This window comes from Streptomyces sp. NPDC021622, assembly GCF_040640795.1.
GTDB lineage: Bacteria > Actinomycetota > Actinomycetes > Streptomycetales > Streptomycetaceae > Streptomyces.
In genome coordinates, this window is record NZ_JBFACK010000019.1 from 201,506 (window position 1) to 223,965 (window position 22,460).

The 22,460-nt window shown below is 72.5% G+C and carries 14 protein-coding genes; 7 read left to right on the forward strand and 7 right to left on the reverse strand.

The annotated features are described in order from the left end of the window. The first annotated feature begins 11 nt into the window (after nucleotides 1-11). Nucleotides 12-1,094: a M23 family metallopeptidase gene (locus AB0G47_RS32875; RefSeq protein WP_360777419.1), complete on the forward strand. Its 1,083-nt coding sequence runs from the start codon at nucleotides 12-14 to the stop codon at nucleotides 1,092-1,094. Nucleotides 1,095-1,235: 141 nt separating this feature from the next. Continuing rightward, the gene (locus tag AB0G47_RS32880) at nucleotides 1,236-2,180 is read left to right on the forward strand and encodes an aldo/keto reductase (RefSeq protein WP_360777421.1); all 945 of its coding nucleotides are present in this window, start codon (nucleotides 1,236-1,238) and stop codon (nucleotides 2,178-2,180) included. Here the strand turns inward: AB0G47_RS32880 and AB0G47_RS32885 are convergent, their stop codons facing one another. The 4 genes from AB0G47_RS32885 to AB0G47_RS32900 form a co-directional block, all read right to left on the reverse strand. Continuing rightward, nucleotides 2,181-3,521, reverse strand: a complete 1,341-nt coding sequence (locus tag AB0G47_RS32885; RefSeq protein ID WP_360777423.1) for a PrsW family intramembrane metalloprotease — start codon at nucleotides 3,519-3,521, stop codon at nucleotides 2,181-2,183. 59 nt (nucleotides 3,522-3,580) lie between these two features. After that, on the reverse strand, nucleotides 3,581-4,369 hold the full coding sequence (gene trmB / locus AB0G47_RS32890; RefSeq protein ID WP_360777425.1) for a tRNA (guanosine(46)-N7)-methyltransferase TrmB: 789 nt from the start codon (nucleotides 4,367-4,369) through the stop codon (nucleotides 3,581-3,583). A 221-nt stretch (nucleotides 4,370-4,590) separates the two neighbouring features. Then, a complete protein-coding gene (lhgO, locus tag AB0G47_RS32895) occupies nucleotides 4,591-5,793 on the reverse strand; it encodes an L-2-hydroxyglutarate oxidase (protein WP_360777427.1) in 1,203 nt (400 codons plus the stop codon). A gap of 174 nt (nucleotides 5,794-5,967) precedes the next feature. Then, the gene (locus AB0G47_RS32900; protein WP_360777429.1) at nucleotides 5,968-7,416 is read right to left on the reverse strand and encodes an MFS transporter; all 1,449 of its coding nucleotides are present in this window, start codon (nucleotides 7,414-7,416) and stop codon (nucleotides 5,968-5,970) included. Nucleotides 7,417-8,116: 700 nt separating this feature from the next. On the opposite strand from AB0G47_RS32900, the gene AB0G47_RS32905 reads away from it, so the two are divergent. Continuing rightward, nucleotides 8,117-10,210, forward strand: a complete 2,094-nt coding sequence (locus AB0G47_RS32905) for an asparagine synthase-related protein (protein WP_360777431.1) — start codon at nucleotides 8,117-8,119, stop codon at nucleotides 10,208-10,210. 84 nt (nucleotides 10,211-10,294) lie between these two features. After that, entirely contained in the window at nucleotides 10,295-13,690 is a 3,396-nt protein-coding gene (locus AB0G47_RS32910; protein WP_360777433.1) for a BTAD domain-containing putative transcriptional regulator, read from the forward strand. Between the two features lie 67 nt (nucleotides 13,691-13,757). Here AB0G47_RS32910 and AB0G47_RS32915 read toward each other — a convergent pair whose 3' ends face one another. Together AB0G47_RS32915 and AB0G47_RS32920 are read right to left on the reverse strand one after the other, a co-directional pair. Then, complete coding sequence (locus AB0G47_RS32915; protein ID WP_360777435.1) at nucleotides 13,758-15,683, reverse strand: sigma-70 family RNA polymerase sigma factor; 1,926 nt, start codon at nucleotides 15,681-15,683, stop codon at nucleotides 13,758-13,760. Nucleotides 15,684-15,897: 214 nt separating this feature from the next. Further along, nucleotides 15,898-16,674, reverse strand: coding sequence for a helix-turn-helix domain-containing protein (locus AB0G47_RS32920; RefSeq protein WP_360777437.1), 777 nt, complete (start codon nucleotides 16,672-16,674; stop codon nucleotides 15,898-15,900). A gap of 376 nt (nucleotides 16,675-17,050) precedes the next feature. Between AB0G47_RS32920 and AB0G47_RS32925 the strand changes: the two genes are divergently transcribed. Both AB0G47_RS32925 and AB0G47_RS32930 read left to right on the forward strand, forming a co-directional pair. Next, nucleotides 17,051-18,409 (forward strand): NAD(P)/FAD-dependent oxidoreductase, encoded by a 1,359-nt coding sequence (locus AB0G47_RS32925; protein ID WP_360777439.1) that lies wholly within the window; start codon nucleotides 17,051-17,053, stop codon nucleotides 18,407-18,409. A gap of 142 nt (nucleotides 18,410-18,551) precedes the next feature. Further along, complete coding sequence (locus AB0G47_RS32930; RefSeq protein WP_360777441.1) at nucleotides 18,552-20,201, forward strand: SpoIIE family protein phosphatase; 1,650 nt, start codon at nucleotides 18,552-18,554, stop codon at nucleotides 20,199-20,201. A 4-nt stretch (nucleotides 20,202-20,205) separates the two neighbouring features. Here AB0G47_RS32930 and AB0G47_RS32935 read toward each other — a convergent pair whose 3' ends face one another. Further along, nucleotides 20,206-21,480, reverse strand: coding sequence for an MFS transporter (locus AB0G47_RS32935; RefSeq protein WP_360777464.1), 1,275 nt, complete (start codon nucleotides 21,478-21,480; stop codon nucleotides 20,206-20,208). Between the two features lie 122 nt (nucleotides 21,481-21,602). Between AB0G47_RS32935 and AB0G47_RS32940 the strand changes: the two genes are divergently transcribed. Then, nucleotides 21,603-22,151 (forward strand): MarR family transcriptional regulator, encoded by a 549-nt coding sequence (locus tag AB0G47_RS32940; RefSeq protein WP_266864856.1) that lies wholly within the window; start codon nucleotides 21,603-21,605, stop codon nucleotides 22,149-22,151. Nucleotides 22,152-22,460 lie beyond the last annotated feature (309 nt).

Here is a 22,460-nt window from a genome sequence, read left to right on the forward strand (position 1 = left end):
AGTGCGCCCCAGTGGCGTCCAACCGGCCTGCCCCCCAAGCCGTTTTCGTGCCGAATGACGACAACTTCGGTGCCCACGACGACGAGCCGTGGGAGGAGTGGAATCCGACCGAGGAGTCCATCCGTCCCGTTCGCGGCAGGCACCGCGTCCACAAGAAGGGCGGCGGCGGGCTCGCCCGCAGCTCCACCGTCCTCGGCGTGGGCGTCATCGCCGCCGTCGGCGCGGGCGGCATCGCCACCGCGCAGGGCGGCAAGCCCCCGGTCTCCATCGAGATGCCGGACATCTCGGCCGTCACGGACTCGCTGCCGGAGGCCAAGTCCCTTCCCGGCGTTGGCTCCCTGATATCCGACGACTCCGACTCGGGCTCCTCCGACGCCGGCGTGACGACCGCCGCCGCTCCGCTCACCACCGCCGGTGTCAGCACCGCCGACGCCGAGCAGGGCACCACCGACGCCGGTGAGGCGCTGCGGGCCCGCATCATGCAGCAGGCCGAGAACCAGCAGGACCAGGCGGACGACGCGGTCCAGAAGGCGGCGGAAGAAGCCGCCGTCAAGAAGGCCGCGGAGCAGGCCGCCGCCGAGCAGTCCGCGGCCGAGAAGAAGATCGCCGCCGAGAAGGCCGCCGCGAAGAAGAAGGCGGAAGAGGAAGCCCGGCGCAAGGCCGAGGCGGAGCGCCTGGCCAAGCTCGCCAAGAGCTACACCCTGCCCCTCAGTTCGTACACGCTCACCAGCACCTTCGGGCAGGCCGGCTCCATGTGGTCCTCCGGCTACCACACCGGCCTCGACTTCGCGGCGCCGACGGGCACGCCCCTCAAGGCGATCCACTCCGGCACCATCAAGGAGGCCGGCTGGGCGGGGTCGTACGGCTACCGCACCATCCTGGAGCTCGAGGACGGCACCGAGATCTGGTATAACCACCAGTCCTCGATGGGTGTCAGCGCCGGCCAGAAGGTCACCACCGGCGACACCATCGGCCGCGTCGGCGCCACCGGCAACGTGACCGGGCCGCACCTCCACCTGGAGATCCACCCCGGCGGCGACTCCACCGGGGTCGACCCGGCCGCCTGGCTGCGGGACAAGGGCCAGTCGCTCTGAGGCACCCCCCTGTGACTCCGGCGGTCCTGGCGGCAACCCCCCGACGTCAGGGCTGCCGGCTCGGCATGCCCACATCCGGCAGCGCGGAACTGACATCCCGCTGTACGGAATGCTGGGATCCGTAAGGGTGTTGAGCCCCGTATGACTTCTCTACGCAAGCTCGGCCCGTCCGACCTCGAGGTCTTCCCGCTCGCCCTCGGCGGCAATGTCTTCGGCTGGACGGCCGACGAGGCGCAGTCCTTCGCGGTGCTCGACGCCTACACCGCGGCGGGCGGCAACTTCGTCGACACCGCCGACGTCTACTCGGCCTGGGCGCCGGGCAACAAGGGCGGCGAGTCCGAGACCGTCATCGGCAACTGGCTCGCCGCGCGCGGCCATCGCTCCGACGTCGTGATCGCCACCAAGGTCGGCGCCCACTCCGACTACAAGGGCCTGTCCGCGAACACCATCAAGTCCGGTGCCGAGGAGTCGCTGCGCCGGCTGCGCACCGACTACATCGACCTCTACTACACGCACTTCGACGACCCGACCGTCCCCGTCGAGGAGATCATCACCGCGCTCGACGACCTGGTGACGTCGGGCAAGGTGCGCGCGATCGCCGCCTCCAACCTGACCGCCGAGCGGCTCCAGGAGTCCATCGACTTCTCCGACCGCGAGGGCCTCGCCCGCTACGTGGCGCTGCAGCCGCACTACAACCTCGTCTCCCGCGGCACCTACGAGGGCCCGCTCCAGGAGGTCGCGTCGCGCTCCGGCCTGGCAGCGGTGCCGTATTACGCGCTCGCCTCCGGCTTCCTCACCGGCAAGTACCGTCCGGGCGCGCAGGTCGACAGCGCGCGGGCCGAGGGCGCGGGCAAGCACCTGGAGACCGACCGTGGCGTGAAGGTGCTCGCCGCCCTGGACGAGATAGCGGCCGCGCGCGGCGCCGAGGTCGCGACCGTGGCCCTGGCCTGGCTCGCCGCGCAGCCGACGGTGGCCGCGCCGATCGCATCGGCCCGCACGGTCGAGCAGCTGCCCGCGCTGCTCGCGGTGGGCGATCTTGAACTGACGGAGGCCGAGGTGACCGCGCTGACGAAGGCCTCCGCCTGATCAGCCGCGGTAGGGGTTGTACGGGGCCGGGTAGGCGGGATGTCCCGCCGCCGGCCCGGCGTACGCGTATCCCTGCTGATGGGGAATCCGGTACCCGTACGGCGGCGGCATCGGTACGAGCACGGGTGCCGTCGCCCGCGCCGCGTAGGCGAGCGCGGGCCTGGCCAGTTCGCGGCGCGCCCACAGCGCGTGCAGCAACTCCCGCTCCCGTACGACGAAGTCGGCGCCCGCGCGGCCGCGTCGGCCCCGGTGCCGGAGCAGGGCGAGTGACGTCGCGTACGCCTCGTACTCCGCGACCGTGCGCGCCGCGGCCTTGCCCTGCATGTACGAGGCGTAGTCGCGGGCGATGGTGCGGGCGCGCATCGTGCCGAGCGCGTACGGCTCGGGCGGCGTGAGCCAGCCCGCGAGCGCGTACGCGGGCAGCTCGGTGCGCACCACGCGCAGGCCGCGCTGCCTGAGCCAGATCACCAGCCAGGTCAGCAGCCCGAACGCGGGCAGCATGAAGAGCGCGTACACCGCGAAGAAGCCGTACTCGCCGAAGGTCGTCGAGCCGTTCCACAGGGCGTGCAGGCCCATCGCCAGGAGCAGTCCGGCGAGCGGAAGGAGCACGCGGCGCAGCCGCCCGCGGCCGGTGCCGAGCGCGGTGAGGCCGAAGCCGATGCCGGTGAGCACGGTGAACAGCGGGTGCGCGAAGGGCGACATGACGATGCGTACGAAGAAGGTCGCCGCCGTCACGGACGCGAGCCCGCTGCCGCCGTTGAGCTGGTCGGTGCCGAACGCGCTGCCGAGATAGAGGATGTTCTCGGTGAACGCGAAGCCGGTGGCGGTCACTCCGGCTATCACCACGCCGTCGAGCACGCCGGTGAACTCGCGTCTGCGGAAGAGGAAGACGAGCAGGACGGCCGCGGCCTTGGCCGTCTCCTCGACGATCGGCGCTATGACGGTCGCGCCGAGGGTGTCCGCGCTGCTCGGGTCGGCGGTGGCGGTGGCTATCCAGCGGGTCGCGAAGCTGTTCGCGACGATCGCTATGAGGGCGGCGGCGCAGGCGCCCCAGGCGAACGAGAAGAAGAGGTTCCGCCAGGGTCCCGGCTGTACCCGGGACAGCCAGCGGAAGGCGGCTATGAGCAGCGGCACGGGCAGCGTGGCGAGCCCGAGCCCGACCAAGAACCCCTCGGTGCCGGTCTGTTCGCGTACCAGGGCGAGGATGACGAGCCCGGAGAGGGCGAGCAGGGTGACCAGCGCGGCGGCGCGGATGGCCCGCCGCTGCCACCAGCGCGCGTGGCGCAGCCCGGGGGGCCCCGCCGGGGGCATGGGGTGCGCGTGCGGAGAACTGGTGGCCACGCCGTTGACCCTAACGAGGGACAGGGGTGGCCCGCGACGGTGCGTTTTCGCCGGGGCGGCTACTGGTCCTCTGTTACCCGGCGGAACAGCAGGTCATGGACCACGTGCCCCTTGTCGATGCCCTGGCCTTCAAAGCGGGTGAAGGGCCGGAAGGCGGGCCGGGGCGCGTAGCCGCCGTCGGGCTGGGTGTTCTCGAAGAGGGGGTGCGCGGTGAGCACTTCGAGCATCTGCTCGGCGTACGGCTCCCAGTCGGTCGCGCAGTGAAGCAGCGCGCCGGGCTTGAGGCTGGGCGCGGCGAGGTCGAGGAACTCGGGCTGGATGATGCGGCGCTTGTGGTGGCGGGCCTTGGGCCAGGGGTCGGGGAAGTAGACGCGCAGGCCGTCGAGGGAGGCGGCCGGGAGCATCTCGCGCAGCAGGATGACGGCGTCCCCGTTGGCGACGCGGACATTGCTGAGGCCGTTGCGATCGGCGAGCCCGAGCAGATTTCCCTGCCCGGGGGTGTGCACGTCGACGGCGAGGATCCCGGTGTCCGGATCATCGGCGGCCATCTGCGCGGTCGCCTCGCCCATGCCGAACCCGATTTCGAGCACGACGGGCATTTCGCCGCCGAACAGCTCTTCGAGGTCGAGGACGCGCTGCCCGTCGATGTCCAGTCCCCACTTGGGCCACAGCCGCTGCAGCGCATCGGCCTGGCTCGTGGTGACCCGGCTCCTGCGGGGCTGAAAGCTGCGGATCCGCCGCTCGTGGTGCGACCCGGCGGGGTCGGGCACGGGCCCGTCGGGGAAACGGGGCTCGCCTCTGGGGCGCGGGGGGCGGGGGTGCTCGGGGGCGGCATTCGACTCAGACACAGTGCGGCAATTTTAATCCCCGGCCCGGCCGCAATATTCAGCCCGTCGAGGGGGCCCCTGCTCTTTAAGAGCTTGGGGGAGGTTGAGGACGAACTCGGCGGAGCCGGTGATCGACCGAGCCACGTGCGGGGTCTGGGGCGGAGCCCCCCCCCACGCGGCGGAGCCGCAAAATGTCACAGCCGGGAAGGGGCGGGTTTGGGGAGAGCCCCGCAGGGTCAGCCCTACAGCAGCGCAAGCGCCCGCCGGGCCACAGCCCGTCCGATCGGCAGCGAAGCCGTAGCGGCGGGCGAAGGCGCGTTCAGGACGTGCACCGTCCGCGCCCCCTCCCGGATGAGGAAGTCGTCGACCAGCGTCCCGTCCCGCAGCACGGCCTGCGCCCGCACCCCCGCGTCCACAGGGATCAGGTCGGACTCGGTCACCGCGGGCAGCAGCCTGCGCACCGCGGAGGTGAACGCCCCCTTGGAGAGGGAGCGCCGCAGCTCCCCCGCCCCGTACCGCCAGTGCTGCCGCGCTATCCGCCAGGAACCCGGCCAGGCCAGCGTCCCGGCGAGCTCCAGGGGCCGTACGACACCCCATCCGTACCCCTCGCGGGCGAGCGCCGGCACCGCGTTGGGCCCTACATGGACCCCGCCTCCGATGCCCCGCGTCAGATGCACCCCCAGGAAGGGGAACGCCGGATCCGGCACCGGATACACGAGCCCCCGCACCAGCTCGGGCCGCGCAAGATCGAAGTACTCCCCCCGGAAGGGCACGATCCGCATCTGCGGGTCGTCCCCGGCAAGCATCGCCACCCGGTCGCACTGCAACCCCGCACAGTTGACCAGCGCCTTCCCGCGCACCACGGCGCCGTCGGCGGTCCGCACGGCCACCCCGAGCGCCGCCCGCCGGTCGATGCGCACGACCTCCGCGCCGTACCGCACATCCGCCCCGGAAGCGTCCGCGAGGCGCTCCGCCACCGCGCCGTAGTCACAGATCCCGGTGGTGCCGACCTGGATGGCGGCGAGGCCCCGCACCTCGGGTTCGTACTCGGCGATCTGGGCAGGGCCGAGCTCCCGCACCGGAATGCCGTTCTCCCTGCCGCGCTGCACGAGCGCGTGCAGGCGGGGCAGCTCGTCCCGCTCCGTGGCGACGATCAGCTTGCCGGTGACCTCGTGCGCGATGCCGTACTCCGCGCAGAACTTGACCATCTCGGCGGCGCCCCGCACCGCGTACCGCGCCTTCAGGGAGCCGGGGCGGTAGTAGATCCCGCTGTGGATCACGCCGCTGTTGCGCCCCGTCTGGTGCCGGGCGGGGCCCGGCTCCTTCTCCAGGACCGTGACCCGCGTCCCCGGGGCGGCGCGCGTGATGGCATACGCCGTCGAGAGACCGACGATCCCGCCGCCGATCACCAGCACATCGCAGTCGTACGCCACGTCCCGGACCATCCCGCATCACCTCCCGACCAGATCGCCCAACCGGATCCCCCACACCAGATAGTGCACTGCGCCACTGACAACGCCCTCAAACCCGACGAGGACCGGAGGGTTACGGAGTGCGTAACTGCTGTTGCCGAGCATGCTGTGTGTAGAGGACATTTACCTGGGGTGACCGGGCGCGGGCTAGGCGGGCGCCACAAGGAGCGGCCTGGCGCGCTCGCGCAGCTCCACCACCCGGGGCTCGTCGCCGTACGGCTCCAGGCGGTGCAGCAGGTCCTTCACGTACTCCGTCGTCCGCGCGGACGAGATCCGTCCGGCGACCTCGAGCGCCCGCGTGCCCTGCTCGCACGCCGCGTCCAGGTTCCCGGACTCCAGCTCGGCGACCGCCGACACCACGAGCCGCAGCCCGTGCGAGCGGACGAACTCCTCCGTCGGCTTGGAGAGCGCCTGCTCGGTGAAGCGCCGCACCTGCCGGGGCGCCTTCAGGTCGCGGTAGCACTCGGCGGCGTCGGCCGCGAAGCGGTCGTACGAGTAGAAGCCGAGCCACGACGGGTCGTTGTCGCCGTCCCGTGCCCGCTCCAGCCAGCCCTCGGCGGCCCGCAGCGCCGCCCCGGCGGCCTGTGCGTCACTGGCGCGTGCGTGCGCGCGTGCCTCGACGAGGCGGAAGAAGCTCATGGTGCGCGCGGTGGCCAGACCGCGGTTGCGCTCCAGGGCGGCCTGCGCGAGGTCGACGCCCTCGTCGCCGAAGCCGCGGTAGGTCGCCTGGAGGGACATCGAGGCCAGTACGTATCCCCCTAAGGGGACGTCGGCGGCCGCGCGGGCCAGGCGCAGGGCCTGGATGTAGTAGCGCTGGGCGGCCTCCTGCTGGCCGGTGTCGAAGGCCATCCACCCGGCGAGGCGGGTGAGTTCGGCCGATGCGCCGAAGAGCGAGCGGCCCACCTCGTCCGAGTACGAGCCGAGCAGCAGGGGCGCCGCCTCGACCCGCAGGCACTCCGGGACCATCGACGAACGCCAGTCGCCGCCCCCGTACTTGGAGTCCCAGCGGCGGGCGTCCTCGGCGGCCTCCCGCAGCTTCACCACGTCGCTGTGGCCGACCTTCATCGGCGGCCCGCCGTCCTCGGGGTGCCCCGTCTCGCGGGGCGCCTCAGCGGTGACGTCACGGGCGACCGAGCTGTCGGCCGGGGTTATCAGCCAGCGTGACGCAGGCGTGGCGTACGCGCTCACCGCGAAGGAGCCCGCGAGCGACTGCCAGATGCCGCCGCCGCCCGCGCGCCGGCCCGCCAGATCGAGGCGGTACAGCTCCGTCGCCGACTTCACCGCCGCGCCCACGTCACGCGGGAAGGCGAGGCCCACTTCCGGCGCGGGATCGGCGTCCGCGAGGCCGATCTCGTGCAGCGGCACCGGCCGGCCGAGCTTCTGGCCGATGGCGGCGGCGATGAGGTGCGGCGCGGCGCCCTGCGGCACCATGCCCTTGGACACCCACCGGGCCACCGACGTCTTGTCGTAACGAAGCGTCAACCCGCGTTGTGCGCCGAGGTCGTTGACCCGGCGGGCGAGTCCCGCATTGCTGATTCCCGCGAGGGCGAGAACGGTGCCGAGCTTTTCGTTCGGCCCGCGTTGCTCCCTGGACATGCGCCACCCCTCGACACAGACGGCTGCCGTGCGATGGCTTGACCGCGCGGCATTCGTGCTGCGTTCCCCCAGGGGCAGCGGCGATCGTGACGACGACCTCCGTGGCCCGGAACCTCGGCCGCAAGAGCATTTGGCCGAGCCCCCAGGTATATGCCTCCGCGAAAACATCAGCACACACAGCGTAGTTCGCCGCATCCCAAGCGTTAAGAGGCCCAGTTCCGGATGGCGAGATTGTTGCCGGTAGGGATGAGCGGGGGTGTCGGGGTGTGCTCCGGGTGTGTGGCCGTGCGCCTGCGTGTGCGCTCTTCACCGGCCATAAGGGGAGCGCTTCCATGGATGGTGCGTGGGTCGGCCCGCTGCGCTGGAGTCAGTGGGCTGGGGGACACCGCCGCCTCCATCCCCGCGGGCGGCGGACCGGTCCGGGGGGCGAACTCCGCCTCCCGGACTGAGTGTTGCGTTTGACCGCTCCCCCGCGCGGGCGCCCATCGACGATTTGGCCGAAAATCGACTCCCCGGAAGCCGGGGCAATTCGCCCACGCGCAAGGGGAAGGGCGTTGTTGAGCCCTTCAAGTACCGCTCCCTCCAGGGATATCAAGGGGAGCGCGAGCAGCCCCGTAGCCACTCCCGCGCGCCTCCTTCGTGGCAGCATGGGACCCCAGTTCTTCGGTGCACTGGTTGTCCACAGCCTGTGGAGGCAGCGATGCGGTGGTTGGTGGGGTGGAGCAGCACTGCCGCGAAGCCTTCGATGGTCGGTTCGGCCGGGGCCACCGGTGAGAACGGCGAGACCGTCCATCCCGTGGGTTCCCAACTCCTGTGGGGCGACCCGGATCCGCTCTGGGCGGTGGGGGACTGGCGCCCCGACGAGGTGCGCACGGTGAAGGCCGACGAGCAGACGCGGATCGCGGTGCTCGGCACCTGCGGGGCCAGCGACGAGGAGCTCAGGGTCGGCCTGTTCGCCGCCCGCGGCGGCGCCCTGCGGCATCTGACCGCCTGGTCCGGCAGCTACACGGCGGTCGTCCAGGTCGGACGCCGCGTCATGGTCGCCGGGGACCTCGCCGGCGCGCGCCCCGTCTTCTACACCCCGTGGGCCGACGGCACCGCGTACGCGACGGCCGCGCTGCCGCTCGCGGACCTCATCGAGGCCCACCTGGACATCGGCCACCTCGCGGCGCTGCTCGCCGCCCCCGACGTACCGGAGGCGCTGCAGGACTCGACGCCCTACCAAGGCGTGCGCCGTGTGCCGCCGGGGCACGCGCTGATCCTGCGCGCGGGCGCGCGGGAGATCGCCGGGTACGAACCGGTGGCCTCCCTGGCGGTCGCGGCGCCGTCGGCCGACGAGACCAGCGCCGTGGACGGCGTGCGCGACGCGCTCGTGGAGGCCGTACGCGCCCGTCTCGGCGCCCCGCGCCACGTCCCAGGAACGGGACCGGACATCGACCCGGGACCCGTGCCCGGCATGGGCCCCGCCGAGCGGCGCGCGGCGCGCGGGATGCCGGTGCCCGGCATCGGCGCCGACCTCTCCGGAGGCCCCGCGTCCGGCACCCTCGCCCTGCTCGCGGCGGGCCTCCCGGGGATGCCCGGTACGGTCCTCGGCCACGGCACGGGCGCGGGGGAGCGGCTCCTGGCCGTCACCTTCAACGACCTCGCGATCAACGGCCGGGAGGCCGAGCTGGAGCGGGCCGGCGCCATCGCGGCCAACCCGCGCCTGCACCACGTGGTCGTCGCCGCGGGCGAAGAGGCCCTCCCCTACGCGGACTTGGACGGCCCTCTGACGGACGAGCCGAGCGGCGCCCTCGTCACGGCCCAGCGCCACCGCGCGCGGCTCTCGTCCGGCAGCGCGGACCACTTCACGGGGTACGGCGCACGGCAGGTCATGGACGCGCATCCGGCCCGCCTCGCCGACCTCCTGATGGACCGCAGAAGGCGCCATCTGGTGCGGCCCGTCGCGGCGCTCGCCAAGGCGGACGGCTCCGTCATGGTCCCCGCGCGCGTGTACGGCGCCGCGCGCAAGCTCGCCCGGATGCCCTACCGCGCGGGTGTCGACTCGCTCGCCGACCGCCTCCTGCAGCGCCACTTCGACGAGCCGGGCGGGGCCGTGGGGGCGTCGCTCGCCGCGCTCGCGTGGGCCAGACCCGGACCCGCCGCGCGCTGGCTGACCGGCGAGGCCCTCGCTGAAGTATCGGTTCGCCTCCACGACACGACGGGCCGGCCCGGGGCAGGGCCCGGCCAGCGGCCCGGCGAGTTCCGCGCCCGTGCGGCGCTCGCCCGGCACGCGGCGGACCTGCGCATCCTGGAACAGGCCGCCGAGGTCCGCTTCCAGCGGCTGCACGCGCCCTTCCTGGACAACCAGGTCGTCCGGGCCTGCCGCGCGCTCCCCGTGGCCCTGCGCGTCCAGCCGGGGGCCCGTGCGGCGATTCTCCGTACGGTCCTTGAAGGCGCCGGAGTCGCCGAACTGCCGCCCGGCTGGGGAGCTCCCTCCCACGCGTCGTCCGCGGCCGCGGCACGGACGGGCCTGCGGGTGGCCGTCGACGACCTGATCGCCCTCTTCGACACGCCTCTCCTCGCCCAGGCGGGCCTGGTCGAGGCCCGCGTGGTCCGCAAGGCCCTGCGCTTGGCCGCGGAGGGCGAGCCGCTCCCCCTGGACGGCCTGGCAGAGCTGGTCTCCACAGAACTGTGGCTCCGCCGCCTGCTGTCCCGCAGGGGGACGTGCTGGACGGGTACGCCCGCTCGGCAGCGGGCGGTGCCTACGGGGAGCGTGGTGCCGCAGCGGGGGGCGTTGGGGGCGGGGCGGTAGCCGGGGGCGCCTGCGGCGCGCTTGGCGCGCTCGGGGAAAGGAAACCCTCGCGCCTCAACCCACTCCACCGGCGAGAATGACCCCGTGCGGTACAGAATCCTGGGCGCCACCGAGGCGTACGACGAGCAAGGGGCGCCGCTGCCCGTAGGCGGCCGGAGGCTCCGCGCGCTGCTTGCGGCCCTCGCCCTCAACCCCCACCGCACCGTCCCCGCGGAAACCCTCATCGCCGAGGTATGGGCGTCGGACGACCCGCCTGCCGACGCCCCCGCAGCCCTCCAGGCCCTCATCGGCCGACTGCGCAGAGCCATCGGCAGGGACGCCATCGCCTCCACCCCTGGTGGCTACCGCCTCACCGCCACCCCCGAAGACATCGACCTGCACCGCTTCGAGCGCCTCGTAGGCGAGGGGAAGCAGGCCCTGGCCCGCCACGACCCGGCGGCAGCCGCCCGAACCCTCCGCGAAGCCCTCGCCCTGTGGCGCCACCCCGCGCTCGCCGACCTCCCCGACCGCAGGGCGGCCACCCGCCCCGAAGCGCTGCTCGCCGAGGCCACGCGCGCGCGGGTCGAGGCGGACCTTCTCCTGGGGCACGCCTCCGACGTCGTACCGGAGTTGAAGGAACTCACCACGGTCCAGCCGTACGACGAACCGCTGCACGCCCTGCTCATCCGCGCCCTGCGCGACGCGGGCCGCGGCGCCGACGCCCTGGCCGCGTACGAGAACGCACGCCGCACCCTCGCCGAGGGGCTTGGCGTCGACCCCGGCCCGGAACTCCGGGCCCTGCATGCGGAGTTGCTCGACGGAGGCGGGCCGGGCGCACCGGGCATATCGGGCGCAGTGGGCACGTCGGGCGCACCGGGCCCGTCGCCCGCGAAGCCGCCGCGGAAGGGGAATCTCCGCCCCCGCCTGACCTCTTTCGTCGGCCGGGAACCGGAACTCGCCGCCATCCGTTCGGATATGCAGAGAGCACGCCTGGTCACCCTCACCGGACCCGGCGGCTCCGGCAAGACCCGCCTCGCCGAGGAAGCCGCCGCCGGGCATCCGCAGGCATGGCTGGCCGAGCTCGCCCCGCTCGACCAACCGGAGGCGGTCCCCGGCGCTGTCGTCAGCGCGCTCGGTCTGCGCGAGACCGTGCTGATGACCAGCGAGTTGGTGGCGACGCAGAACGACCCGGTCGCTCTGCTCGTCGAGTACTGCGCCTCGCGCGGCCTGCTCCTGATCCTTGACAACTGTGAACATGTCATCGGCGCCGCGGCCGACCTCGCGGAGACGCTCCTCACCCGCTGCCCGGGGCTCACCATCGTCGCCACCAGCCGCGAACCCCTGGGCGTGCCGGGCGAGTTGGTCCGCCCCGTCGAACCGCTGCCGCCCGACCCGGCGCACCGCCTCTTCACCGAGCGCGCCCTGACGGTGCGCCCCGGCTTCGACGCCGCCCAGGAGCAGGCCGCCGTCGCCGAGATCTGCCGCCGCCTCGACGGCCTGCCGCTGGCCATCGAACTGGCGGCCGCGCGGCTGCGGATGCTCACCCCGCGGCAGATCGCCGACCGCCTTGACGACCGCTTCCGCCTGCTGACCAGCGGGAGCCGCACGGTCCTGCCCCGCCAGCAGACCCTGCGCGCGGTCGTCGACTGGTCCTGGGACCTCCTCGGCGAACCGGAGCGGACCGTCCTGCGCGAGGTGTCCGTCTTCGCCGGCGGCTGGGACCTCGCGGCCGCCGAGGCCGTCTGCACCGGGCCCGCCGCCGACCTGACCGGCGCCCTGGTGGACAAGTCCCTGATCGTCGCCGAGCCCACCGCCGACGGCGACATGCGCTACCGCATGCTGGAGACCATCCACGAGTACGCGTCCGAGCGGGCCGCCGAGACGCCCGACCTCAGCGCCGCCGCGGGCCGCCGCCACACCGCGTACGTCCGCGCCCTGGTCGAAAAGGCCGAACCGCTGCTCCGCTCGGCGGACCAACTCCCGTGGATCCGGCGCCTGGAGACGGATCTTGACAACATCCGCGCGGCCCTGCAGCGCGCCGTCGCGTCCCACGACGAGGAGCAGGCTCTGGCGCTCGCCCTGGCCATGGGCTGGTTCTGGTGGCTGCGGAACTACCGCAGGGAGGGCACGGAGTGGATCGACCGCATCCTGCGGCTGATCCCCGGGGCGCCCGCCCCCGCCGCTCCGCCCGCCCCTGAAGACGGCTCCACCGCCCCCGCAGGCCCCGCCTTCTGGGCCGTGGCGCCGGCCCCCGAGTCCGACCTCGATTCCGACCCCGCCACCTCCACCTCCATCGCCCCCTCCGTCCTCGACGCCGCCAAGTCGAGCTTCGACCACGCCCCCGTCGAACTGGACGGCAACGAGGACGCCCTCTTCTGGCAGCGGATGAACCTGCGCCTCCTGCACGTCTTCCTCGTGGCGGAGTCCAGGGCTAAGGACGTGCTCTCCGGGGACGGCGACCGCGAGTACATCGCCCGGATCCGGGACATGTTCGCCCGGCCGGTGCCCGCCGCCGCGCGCTTTCCGGGGCTCATCTGGCCGCTCACCGCGTACTTCCTCGAAGGTTCGGCGCCGGACGCGCGGTCCGCCCTGGACGAGGGGATCGCCAACTGCCGTAGGTACGGCGGGGACTGGGAGATCGCGATCGGCCTGATGTTCCGTACGCACATGGCCGTCGACACACCGGGCAACCTGACCGGCGTCGACGAGGACCTCGCCGAGCTGCGCGCGCTGAGCGGGCGCGCCGGTGACCGCTGGCTCCGCGCCCAGGTGTCCAGCGCGGCGGGCGAGACCGCGATGGTCCGCGGCAGACACGAGGACGCGCGCGCCGCGTACGAGGAGGCGCTGCAGCTCGCCTACGAAGTGGGCGCCCACGCCGAGACGCCGTTCCTGATCGTCCGGCTCGCCGAGATCGCGTACCGCGAGGGCGACCCGGCCGCGGCGGCGAAGGCCCTGCACGAGGCCGGAGTCGAGTCCGATCGCTACGGGGTGGCGGACCCAAGGGCGTTCATGCGGCTCCTGCAGGGGCTGATGGCCCTGGAGGACGGCGACATCGCGCGGGCCCGCGCGATGTGCGACGCGGCGTACGCGGAAGCGGCCCGCGGCACGCCGCCACCGCAGTTCGACGCCGCGTTGGGCGGCTTCGAGGCCCAGGTCGTATCCGCCGAGTCGGGCCCCCGCAAGGCGCTGCCCCTGCACGTCGAGGCGCTGCGCGGCGCGCTGGAGAGCCACTGCGCGGAGGTGGTGATCGCGGCGCTCGTGGACAGCGGGGCCGCCCTGGTGAGCCGCACCGGCGACCATCGGCGCGCCGCCCGGCTGCTCGCCTTCGGCACGCGGCTGAGGGGCGGCAACCCGCGCCCGATGCCGGACCTCGGCTATGCCGAACAGATCGAGGCCGAGGCGATCGCCGCGCTCGGCCCCGAGCGTTACGAGACCGAGCGGGCCGCGGGCGGCGAGCTCACCGCGGCAGACGTGCTCGCCGAACTGACCGCGGCGTTCTGACAGAGGCGTTCACTACGTACTTCTGACAGAGGCGTTCGCTACGTACTACGTACAGCGGAACCACGTACTACGTACAGCGGAACCGCGACTGCGCCCAGTCCGCGAGCGCCCCGGTGTCGAACGGCGAGTGCGGCTCGACGACCAGGCGGATCGTCTTGCGCCCGGTCAGGTCCACCTGGACCGGCACCGCCGGGTCCCCGCCCTTGATCAGCGGCGACTGCCACAGCCGTACGTCGCCGCCGAAGACGGAGAACCGCACCTTGCCGAGGCCCATCGTCATGTCGTCGACACCGACGAGCGCGTCGTACGACGAGCACTTCCGGTTCAGGTCGATGGTGACCGAGGACTGGCCGTGCACCGTCACGCCGTGGGCGTACCGCGTGTCCGCGACCGACAGGCCGGAGCGCTGCCAGACCCAGCTGCTCTCGCCGAGCCGCATCTCGGGCTTGGTGCCGTCGCCGACGCCGGCGTACTGCAGTTCGCTCCACTGGTAGACCTTCGGCGCGGGCGGCGGCGGGGGCGGCGGCTTCGGCGGCGTCGGTGTGGGTGTCGGCGTCGGCTTGGGCTTCGGCGGTGTCGGCTCGGGCGTCGGAGTGGGGGTCGGCGTCGGCTTCGGCTTGGCCGCCGGGGGCGGCGGAGGCTTGGGCGCCGGGGGCGGCGGAGGCTTGGGCGCGGGGGCCGGCGGCTCGGGCTTGGGCTTCGGGGGCGGCGGCTTGCTCGGCACGACGGGCTCCACGGCCGGCGGCTTCTCGGCGCTCGGCAGGTCCTTGGGCTTCTCGTCGTTCCCGGCGAGGGCGAGCGCCACGGCGGCCGCAGCGGCGACGGCCACACCCGCGGCGATACCGGCCTTCGCGGGTGCGCCAAGCCCTTCGGAGGCGGCCGCACCACCCGCCGCACCGCCCGCCGCGCCACCGGACGAGCCACCGCTCGCCGCCGCCGCGCCGGCCGCACCGGCGCCCGCGGCACCGGCGGCGCCACCGCCGACGAGCGCGGCCGCCTTCGCGTACCCGGCGGCACCGAACCAACCGATGACCGCGATCGGCACGACGCCGGGGATGCCGCTTGCGACTTCCTTGATCTGGCCCGCGGCCAGGCGGCACTTGGCGCACTCCTCCAGGTGCTTGCGCAGGCCGCGCTCGGCCCGGGTGCGCAGGCTGCCGCGTGCGTAGGCGCCGAGCCGGTCGGCGTAGCGCGCGCACTCCTCGTTCTGGGCGAGCGTGGTGCTCACGTGCGCCTGGAGGTACGCCTCCTTCAGGCCCTCACGCGCGCGCTTGGCGAGCACACGGGTGCCGTTGGCGTCGAGCCCGAAGAGCGTGGCGACGTCACTGGGGGACTCGTCCTCGATCTCCGTGTGCCACAGCACGGCCTGCCAGCGCTCGGGAAGGCTCCGGAACGCCTGCATGGCCATCGACTGCTCGGCCTCGTGCATCGCGCGCACATCGGCGCCCAGGTCCAGTGTGTCGTCGTCGGAGACCTCGGAGCTGCGGGCGGCCTGTGCCGCGAACACCGCGAAGTCCTCGACCAGTTGCTCCCGCTTTGCCGACTTCGTCCACCCTGCGGCGACGCGGCGCACCGTGGTGAGCAGATACGCCCGCACCGCGTGCTCGGGCCCACTGCCGCCACGGACCGCCTGCAGCATCCGCGCGAAGACCTCGGCGGTGAGGTCGTCGGCGGTGTGCGCGTCCCGGCAGCACGTGCGCGCGTACCGGCGGACCGCCTCGGCGTGCCTGCGGTACAGCTCCTCGTACGCGCTGTCGTCGCCCGCCCGCATGCGGGCGATGAGGTCGCTGTCGGCCGGCGCGCCGTCCGCGGCCGGCGTCTCGCCCCGGCCGGGCTCCCGCTGCGGCGGAACGCTGGGATCCGTGCCGCCGGGACTGCCGGGACCGGTGGTGCTGCCACCGCGCCCACCCTGACTCGGCACCTGCCGATGGGGCAGCCCGCCGGACTCTTCGCCCACGGCAGGGGACGACTCGTCCCGCCCGTCACCACTCATCGCGGAAAGCCCCCGCTTGCACACTCAGATCTGGACACCGGGGGATGGCCCCGGACACCCGGAAAGAGTGCCACACGGTCGCGTTCCGGTGGATGGCGATGACCGTCAACCACCCGTCCGAGGTGACTTCGCGCGATCGAGCACTACGGTTCACCCTTTTGGGAAGGCTCAACACCCTTGCATTTAAACGGAGTTGAGCCCTCCCTCGGGTGAATCACGCCGTGGGGCGCGACCGCAGCCCTTCGAGCAGGATGTCCAGGAGCCGTGAGGAGGCCGCCGCCTGCTGCGCCGCGTCCGGCAGCGAGGGCGCCGCCGTGGCTATCACCAGGAGCACGTCCGAGACGGTCACATCGGCGCGCAGCTCGCCCGCCGCACGCGCCCGATCCACCAGGCGCCCGACGACGTCGAGCAGCGCGACCGCCCCCGGGTCGTCCGGCACCGACTCCTCGGCCGGCGCCGAGCGCTGCTCGACAAGCCGCAGCTCGGGACCGCCCGGCGCCGACTGCCGCTGCTGCGGCACCCGCGCCTCGTCCTCCCGCACACCACCGGCGACCTCGTCGGCGACACCCACCCGCAGCACCTGCGGCGGGAGCAGCCGGCCCGCGCCCGACGCGACGGACGTCCGCAGGAAGCGCGAGAGCGCCGACCACGGCTCGTCCTCCTGACCGAGCGCGGCACGCGCCTGGTCGGTCAGCCGGGCGGTCTCCTCCTCGGCTATCCGCCTGACCAGTACGTCCTTGCTCGGGAACCGCCGGTACACCGTGCCGACACCGACCCGCGCGCGCCGCGCGACGTCCTCCATCGGGGCGCCGTACCCCAGCTCGCCGAACACCTCGCGCGCCGCGCGAAGGACATGCTCGAGATTGCGCTGTGCGTCCACACGCAGCGGCGTCGTACGCGGTCCGTCCCCCATGTCGCGTCCGTTCCCGCTGGTGGCGATGGCCGGTGCCGTCGCCGTCGTAGAAGTCCAGTGAGATTCCTGCATATGCATACGCGTTCCCCCGGTAATGACGTCTCCCCCCGGAGACACTCCCCGTCATTGACTACCGAAGTGTGAGGAGCGAGCCCAGTTCCCGGGTCCCGTTGAACCGGACCCGACGAGCGCATCCCCCGACACCCCGACGACACACGAACATAGTTGAGCCAGAGTCAATTCAGAAGAGGTGGGTTCCGCACGGAGCGCCCCCCGATCGGAGTACGCACCGATTCCGACCCGATTGCACCCCTGTGCCTCACCCCTCTCCCACCCGCTGACCTGCACTCCTGTCGATCGCCCCGGCAAAGCCCCAACGGCGCGTCACGCATCGCGGCCGGTCACACAAATTGCCGAGCCTGTGGACAAACGCCAGAGCTGGGTGCGTCATGGGATGGTGAAGGAACCTGTGCGCATTCTCGTTGTGGGCGGCGGCTACGTCGGCATGTACACCGCGCTGCGCCTCCAGCGGAAGCTGAAGCCGGAGCTGAAGCGGGGCGAAGCGGAGATCGTGGTGGTGACGCCCGAGCCGTATATGACCTATCAGCCGTTCCTGCCCGAAGCCGCCGCGGGCTCCATCTCGCCGCGGCACGTCGTCGTCCCGCTGCGCCGCGTCCTGGACAAGTGCCGGATCGTCATCGGCGAGGTCACGGCGATCGACCACGCCAAGCGGTCCGCCTCCTTCACGACCCTGGCCACCGTGGACGAGGGAGAGGGGCCGGCCGCCATCACGTACGACGAACTGGTCCTGGCCCCCGGGTCCGTCTCGCGCACCCTGCCAATCCCCGGTCTCGCCGACCACGGCATCGGCTTCAAGACCGTCGAAGAGGCCATCGGCCTGCGCAACCACGTCATCGAACAGATGGACATCGCCTCATCGACGCGCGACCCCGCGGTCCGCGACGCCGCCCTCACCTTCGTCTTCGTAGGAGGCGGGTACGCGGGCGTGGAGGCGCTCGGCGAGCTGGAGGACATGGCCCGCTACGCCGCGCGGTACTACCACAACGTCAAGGCCGAGGACATGAAGTGGATCCTCGTCGAGGCCTCCGGGCGGATCCTGCCCGAGGTCGGCGAGGAGATGGGCAAGTACACGGTCCGTGAGCTGCGGCGCCGCAACATCGACGTACGCCTGGAGACCCGACTCGACTCCTGCGAGGACCGGGTCGCCGTGCTGAGCGACGGCGCGCGCTTCCCCACCCGCACGCTGGTGTGGACCGCGGGCGTCAAACCGCACCCGGTGCTCGCCGCGACCGGCCTGCCGCTGAACGAACGCGGCCGCCTGAACTGCACCGCCCAGCTGACCGTGGACGGCGCCACGCACGCGTGGGGCGCGGGAGACGCGGCAGCCGTCCCCGATGTCACCGCCGACGAGCCCGGCAAGGAGTGCGCCCCCAACGCCCAGCACGCCGTGCGCCAGGCCAGGACGCTCGGCGACAACATCGCCGCGTCCCTGCGCAAACAGCCCCTCACGGAGTACACGCACACATACGTGGGCTCCGTGGCCTCCCTGGGGCTGCACAAAGGCGTCGCACATGTCTACGGACGGAAGTTGAAGGGCTACCCTGCCTGGTTCATGCACCGCGTCTACCACCTGAGCCGGGTGCCCACCGTCAACCGCAAGTCCCGGGTCCTCGCCGAGTGGACCCTGTCCGGCCTGTTCAAACGGGAGATCGTCTCCCTGGGGTCGCTCGAGCACCCGCGTGCGGAGTTCGAACTCGCGGCCGGGGGCAGAAGCCCGAAGGAGTCCTCCTGACCGGAGGCCGGAACTCCGTGCGCGCCGCCGGCGTCTGACGGATGTCAGTCCGGTCGGCCAGACTGTTCGTGTGACCATGGGCGGGCCAGGACCGCCGGAAATCCCCGCCCGATCCAGAAGCGACATCACGAGGCCTACCGCAGTGAACTTCACGCGCTGGAGCGCCCGGCTCCCCGGAACGCAGCGCCGCGCCGCAGCGCGGAATGACCTGGGGCTCTCCCCGGCACGAGCCGAAAGCTCCGTCCCTGCGGCCCGCGCCGAGGGCCGCACGGACGGCCCGGACGGCCCGTCACCCACGCCCACCGGCGGCGTCGACGAACTGCCGACCCGCGAGGTGCTCGACCACATCCCGGCCCTCGTCGCCCTGGTGCACGGCCCCGACCACCGCATCGCGTACGTCAACGACGCCTACACCTCAGCCTTCGGGGACCGCCCCGTCGGCGAACCGGCCCGCGAGGCGCTGCCCGAGCTGGAGGAGCTCGGCCTGCTGCCCCTCCTCGACCAGGTCCTGCGCAGCTCCAAGCCACGCACCGTGAAGTCCCGCAAGGCGCCCAGCGGCCGCTCGTACACCTTCACGTGCACCCCCGTAGACGCCCTCAAGGACGGCGGCGTACTCGTCTTCGCCGCCGACGTCACCGACCACGCGGAGGCCGCCGAGCGGCTGCGCGCCAGCGAGCGCACCCAGCGCGAGACGGCCGTCACCCTCCAGCGCTCGCTGCTGCCCCAGGAGTTGGAACAGCCCGACGACCTGCGCATCGCCGCCACGTACCAACCGGGCGGCACGGAGGCCGCGGTCGGCGGCGACTGGTACGACGTGATCACCCTCGGCGGCGGCCGCACCGCCCTGGTCATCGGCGACGTCATGGGCCGCGGCGTCCGCGCGGCGGCCGTCATGGGCCAGCTCCGCACGGCTGTTCGCGCCTACGCCCGCCTCGACCTGCCACCGCACGAGGTCCTGCAGCTCCTGGACGGCCTGGCCGCCGAGATCGACGCCAGCCAGATCGCGACGATGGTCTACGCCGTGCACGACCCGAACGAGGGCAGCCTCGTCTACGCGTCCGCCGGGCATCTGCCGATCCTCGTACGGGACGAGAGCGGCACGATCCACCGCGCGGAAGAACCCACGGGCCCGCCGCTCGGCACAGGCGGCTGGCTGCACACATCGGGCTCCGTCCCGCTCGGCCCCGGATCGACCGCCGTCCTCTACACGGACGGCCTGGTCGAGCGGCGCAGCGAGGACATCGACGAGGGAGTCGCCGCCCTGGAGCGGGCCCTCGCCGGCGCCACCGGCACACCCCAGGTGGTGTGCGACCGCCTGATCCGCGCCCTGGGAGTGACGGCCGACCACGACGACGACGTGGCGGTCCTGGTCCTCCAGCACCCGGCACGCACGGGCCTGGAATCCGAGCAGTTCCGCAACGCCGCCCTGGAGCTGCTCGGCGGCGTGGAAGCGGCGCCACGCGCGCGTGCCTTCGCCACCGGCGTCCTCGCCAGCTGGCGCTTCCCGCCGGAACTGCACGACCTGGGAGTCCTCGCGGCCAGCGAACTGGTCGCCAACTCCCTCCAGCACGGCACACCGCCCATGCGCCTTCGCCTGCGCCGCACGGACCGCCGCCTGATCATCGAGGTCACGGACGGCGACGACCATCTGCCCAGGCGTCGCCGCGCGGAGCCCGCGGACGAGGCGGGCCGAGGCATCGCGATCGTCGCGACGATCGCCTCGAACTGGGGCTCGCGGCGCACTCCGGGCGGCGGCAAGGCGGTCTGGTGCGAATTCGCCCTGCCGCGCTGACTTCTTAAGAAGAAGCGGCCGGTACGGGCTCAGGGGCGCCCTGGGCGACCACCCGGCTCTTCGCGAGGGACGGCTGGTTCTGCACCGGCGTGAGCTGCCGGCCGAGCCGGATCGCAAGGACGCTGATGCCGAGCGAGAACAGCAGGAACGTCACGATGTACGGCCCGTGCAGCGAGGCCCCCATCGGCCCGCCCACGGCAGGACCGACCGCGAGCGCCAGCTGCTTCACCAGGGCGAAGGCCGAGTTGTACTGACCGACCATGCCGGCCGGCGCCAGATCGGCGACCAGCGGCGCGACGGTCGGCGACAGCATCGCCTCACCGAGTCCGAAGAGTGCGTACGTGGAGATGAACGCGGCGGTCGCCATGGCCTGGCTGCCGTGCCCGAGCCCGGCGTACCCGGCCGCGATCCACGCGACGGCCCAGATGAGACCGACGGCGGCGATCACCCGGGACCGCTTGCGCCGCTCGACGAACTTCAGGACGGCGAACTGCGCGATGACGATCACGGCCGTGTTGGCGGCGAGCGCGATGCCGAGCGTCGACGGCGAGATCCCGGCCGCCTCCACGCCGTACGCGGAGAGCCCCGACTCGAACTGTCCGTAGCAGGCGAAGAACAGCACGAAACCCAGCACGCACAGCTGCACCATCGCCTTGTGCTTGACCAGCGCCCGCAGCCCGCCGCGCGGCGCGTCCTTCGGCAGCGTGCCCTGGAGCGACGGCGAGTGCGGCAGCCGCACGGTGACCGCGATCGCGGCGAGCACCAGGAACATCACGGCCTCGATGGAGAACAGCAGCGTGAAGCTGCTCGCCCGGTGCTCGTCGACGATCTGGCCGCCGATGAGACCGCCGATGCCCAGGCCCAGGTTCTGCAGGAAGAACTGCATGGCGAAGGCGCGCGTGCGGGTGCTCGGCGTCGAGCACCAGACGATCATCGTGGCGAGCGCGGGCTGCATGACAGCGGTGCCGGCGCCGAGGAGCGCCGCCGAGACGATCGCCGTCACCTCACTGTTCGCGAAGCCGAGCGCGAGGGCCCCCACCGAGGCGACCAGCGCCGCTCCGACGAGTACGGGGAGGGGGCCGCGGCGGTCGATCACGCGGCCGGTGATGGGCAGGACGATCAGCGCGGCCATGGCGAACGCGGCGAGCACGATGCCCGCCGCACCGGACCCCAGATCCCGCACCTGCGCCACATAGACGTAGAGGAACGGAACCGTGAACCCGACACCGAACGCGCTCAGCGCGCTGCCTGCCTGAATGCGACGCATCGCTGCGCCCATCGCCCTGGTCACTTTCACCCACCTTAGGAGTTAGACGTGAAGACTTCGAAGCTAAAGTTAGAACCTAAACAATACACATGGAAGGACTTCAACGCCAAGCGGGCCCGTGCCATACTGCGGCCATGGGTGACACTCCCGGCCCCAGTGAGCCGACTCTCGACGAGCAGATCGCCGCCTACCAGCGGGAGTTTCAGGACCTCGACCCCCAGGTCGAGGAGATCGTCTCGGCCCTCGGCCGCCTCAACCGCCGTATGAACGTCGCCTACGGGCGGCAGACCGCGACCCTCGGCATCAGCAACGCCGAGTGGGAGGTCCTCAAGGCACTCGTCCTCTCCGGCGCCCCGTACCAAATGGGCCCCGGCGAACTGGCCAAGCGGCTCGGCCTCACGCCGGCCGCCATGACCCATCGCATCGACCGGATGGTGGCGGAGGGCCTGGTCACCCGGGATCGCGACGAGTCCAACCGCGTACGCGTGATCGTGGAGCTCACCGCGGAGGGCCGCGAGAAGTGGCTGGAAGCCATGCGCCTTGCCACGGTCTTCGAGGAGGACCTCCTCCAGGACCTTTCCCCCAAGGAGCGGGGCGCCCTCGGGGAAGTGCTGACCCGCCTCCTGCGCAGGGTCGAGGACGCTCAGCCGGACGCCGGCGGCCGCCTCACCGACCTGGGCTGAGCGCCTCACCTCGGGGTTTGACAGTCACCGGGCCGATCCGTAAGGTTCTTCGGGTTGCCACGGAGCCGTAACGGTTCTGCGACAGCAACTCCCGCCGCTGAAACGCGGCAAACCAAACTCTGCACGACATCCCACCGGGAACGCATTCGGCATGCCCGAATTCAATTCCAAGGCTCGATTATGAGTCGCCGGGAAAACCCGCTAGAGTTTGAGACGTCGGAACGGCCCAACAGCCGGGAAGACAAACCCCGCTGACTGGGAGTCAGGCCCGAAAGGATCTGATAGAGTCGGAACCGCCGGAAAGGGAAA